Raw genomic sequence first — 3325 nt, forward strand, 5'->3', positions numbered from 1 at the left:
CCTGGCGGCTGTCCGGCAGTTGGCCGGATGCCCACCAACCGACACGCGGCCACAGGCACGTGCGAAATTGGGCAAGGCGGATATACGGTCAGGGTATTCCGGGGACAAGGGAAAATCGCGTTTTTCGGGTGCGATATCCCCGCACGGTCGGGCATGTTGCACAAACGTCGCGCCGGGCCCGGAACGCCCCTTCCCAACAGACAGCGAACCGGCCATCAAGCGCACGGTTTCCAGGGTTAGGCGGGCCGAAGCGCATGACAGATCTCAACCGGCGCAACCTCGTCCAGGTCTTGGCGGGTGCCGCCCTCCTCGGCGGACCCCGCGTCGCGCAGGCGCAGGAGGGACGGCCCACCACCCCGTTCGGATTTTCCGACGTGGAGCGCCGGGCGAAGGATCTGGCGAAAGTCGCGTACGACCCGCGAATTCCGGCGCTGCCGGCGCCGATCGCCAAGCTCGACTACGATGCCTGGCGGGACATCCGCTTCAAACCCGACAAGGCGTTCCTCGGTGAGGGGAGCCCGTTCCGGCTCCAGCTCTTCCACCTCGGCTTTCTCTATACGCGCCCGGTGACGGTGAACCTCGTGCGCGGCGGCGTGGCGACGCCGATCGCCTATCAATCGAGCCTCTACGACATGGGGCGCACCAAGCTCGACAAGGCGCTGCCGGTCGATCTCGGCTTCGCGGGCCTGCGCATCCACGCGCCCCTCAACAAGCCGAACCTCCTCGACGAACTCATCGTCTTCCTGGGGGCGAGCTATTATCGCTTCCTCGGCCGCGACCAGCTCTACGGGCTCTCGGCCCGGGGGCTCGCCATCAATGTCGAGGGCCAGGGCGGCCCGGAGGAATTCCCGGTCTTCCGTGAGTTCTGGGTCGGCGTGCCGGAGAAGACCGACGCCGCCCTGGTGATCCACGCGCTCCTCGACGGTCCCTCGCTCACCGGCGCCTACCAGTTCACGGTGATGCCGGGCGACGAGACCAGCGTGGCGGTGCGCGCGACCCTGATTCCCCGGGTGGACCTCGCGACCGTGGGCCTCGCACCCCTCACCTCGATGTTCTTCATCGGCGAGAACGACCGTCGCCACGCCGACGATTACCGGCCGGAACTGCATGATTCGGACGGGCTCCAGATGGCGGCGGGCAGCGGCGAATGGCTGTGGCGGCCCCTGCACAACCCGCGCGAGCGCCGCATCTCCTCCTTCGCCGACCGTGACCCGAAGGGGTTCGGTCTGATGCAGCGCGACCGCCTCTTCGAATCCTTCCAGGACCTCGAGGCGTCCTACGACCGCCGACCCGGCTACTTCGTGGAGCCGGACGGTGCCTGGGGCCAGGGCGCGGTGATGCTGATGGAGCTGCCCACCGACACCGAGACTAACGACAACGTGGTCGCGTGTTGGCGCCCGGCGAGCGCCTATCCGGCCGGCACGCCGGTTTCCCTGTCCTACCGGGTGCGCGCGGTCGGCGGCGCGGCGCTCCATCCCGGTGCGCGCGTGGTGAACACCTTCAGCGTCGCCCCGGTGGCGAGCGGCACCGCCAAGGCCGAGGAGGCGAAGGGCGGCCTGACCCGGCGCTTCCTCGTGGATTTCGCCGGCGGCGACCTCGACTATTTCCGCACCGATCCGAGCCGGGTGGAGGTGGTGGCCAGCACTTCGTCCGGACGGATCACCGCGACCTCGGTGGCGCCCAATCCGCACGTCCGGGGCCTGCGCGCGGCGTTCGACGTGACCCTGGAGGCACCGGGCCAGTCGGCCGACCTGCGCCTCTTCCTGCGCGCCTCCGGCCGCGCCCTCTCCGAGACCTGGGTCTACCCCTGGACCACCCCGTGAGCGCGACCTCGATCAGGCCAGATCCGGCGCCGGTGGTGGAGATCCGCCCGGCGACGCTGGCCGACCTCGACGCGTTGGTCGCCCTCGAACATGCCGCTTTCGTCGGCGACCGGGCGGAACGACGCGCGATCCGCCACGCGATCCGTTCGGCCAGCATGTCGCTCCTCGTGGCGATCACCAGCGACGAGGCGGGCCAGGCGACCCTGGTGGGCTCCGCCACCCTGGAGCGCCGGCGCGGCAGCCGCACGGCGCGCCTGTCGTCCATCGCGGTCTCACCGGCCCGGTCGGGCCTCGGCCTCGGCAGCCTCGTCCTCGACGCCGCCGAGGCCGAGGCCCGCGCCCATGGCTGCACCCGCCTGCGCCTCGAAGTCCGCGCCGACAATGGCGCCGGCATCCGCCTCTACGAGCGGCGCGGCTATACCCGCTTCGCCGTCATCCCGGATTACTACGAGGACGGGATGGAGGCCTGGCGCTACGTGAAGACGCTCTAATCCGGTTCCCTATCGGTCCGTTCGGATCGCCCAACTCGGGTTGCCCGAACCCGTCCCTCAGGCCCTGCCCACGTAGCGGTCGCGCCCCGCCCCAAGGCTGCACAGGAACGCGCCGGTCGCGATGGTGCAGAACAGCACCGTCGAAGCGGTCCAGGTGCCCGTGAGGTCGTGGGCCAGGCCGAAGCTCAGGGGGCCGAGGGAGGCCACGGTGTAGCCGACGCTCTGCGACATCGCCGCGAGATTGCCCGCCGCGCCGGGATCGCGGGCGCGCAGCACGATGATGGTGAGGCCCAGGCCGAACAGGCCGCCGAGGCCGGCGCCAAGGGCCATGCCGATCGGGAGCGCCCAGGCGAGCGGGCCGTAGACCAGGGCGACCAGCGACAGGATGCAGAGGCCGAGCAGGCCGGCGGCGAAGGCGCGCTGGTCACGGACGCGTGCCGCGAAGGACGGCACCAGGAGGGCCGCCGGGGCCTGCCCGATGCTCATGAGCGAGGACACGAAGCCGGCATCGACCGCGCTCAGGCCCCGGTCGTGCAGCACCAGGGGCAGCCAGCCGAACATGATGTAGGCCAGCGACGATTGCAGGCCCATGAAGCCCGTGACCTGCCAGGCCAGCGGATCACGCCATAGGCTTCGGGGCCGGGCCGCGCCGGGCACGGTCTCCCGCGCCTTTGCGAATGGCAGCCAGGCCAGCGTCGCCAGCACGGCCGGGGCCGCCCACAGCGCGAGGGCCGTGGGCCAGCCGCCGGTCCGGTCGGCGAGGGGTACGGACAAGCCGGCGCCCGCGGCCGCCCCTAGACAGAGCACCATGGTGTAGAGGCCGGTGACCACGCCGGTCTGGCCGGGGAAGTCGCGCTTGACGAGACCGGGCAGAAGCACCCCGGAGAGGCCGATCCCGAAGGCCGCCAGGCAGGCACCGGCAAAGAGCGGCGCGGTGCCGCCGAGGCCCCGCAGGCCCGAGCCCGCGGCGACGATCGCCACGGAGAGGAGCACGCCGCGATCGGGGCCGAG

General features: G+C 71.2%; 3 protein-coding genes. 2 read left to right on the forward strand and 1 reads right to left on the reverse strand.

The window, feature by feature from the left end; translation table 11 throughout:
* The first annotated feature begins 254 nt into the window (after positions 1 to 254).
* Both K2X24_RS17250 and K2X24_RS17255 read left to right on the forward strand, forming a co-directional pair.
* Positions 255 to 1823 carry a glucan biosynthesis protein gene (locus K2X24_RS17250; RefSeq protein WP_292499560.1) on the forward strand — a complete coding sequence of 523 codons (1569 nt, stop codon included), beginning with the start codon at positions 255 to 257 and terminating at the stop codon, positions 1821 to 1823.
* Positions 1820 to 2314 (forward strand): N-acetyltransferase, encoded by a 495-nt coding sequence (locus K2X24_RS17255; protein WP_292499561.1) that lies wholly within the window; start codon positions 1820 to 1822, stop codon positions 2312 to 2314. The genes K2X24_RS17250 and K2X24_RS17255 overlap by 4 nt, the downstream gene beginning before the upstream one ends.
* A 57-nt stretch (positions 2315 to 2371) precedes the next feature.
* Here the strand turns inward: K2X24_RS17255 and K2X24_RS17260 are convergent.
* On the reverse strand, positions 2372 to 3325 hold a 954-nt coding region (locus K2X24_RS17260), incomplete at its 5' end, for an MFS transporter (RefSeq protein ID WP_292499562.1).

It is taken from the genome of Methylobacterium sp., from assembly GCF_019750675.1.
Classification (GTDB): Bacteria; Pseudomonadota; Alphaproteobacteria; order Rhizobiales; family Beijerinckiaceae; genus Methylobacterium.

Coding starts and splice junctions, on each gene's coding strand:
- K2X24_RS17250 (WP_292499560.1), top strand. CDS start 255: ATGACAGATCTCAACCGGCGCAACCTCGTCCAGGTCTTGGCGGGTGCC.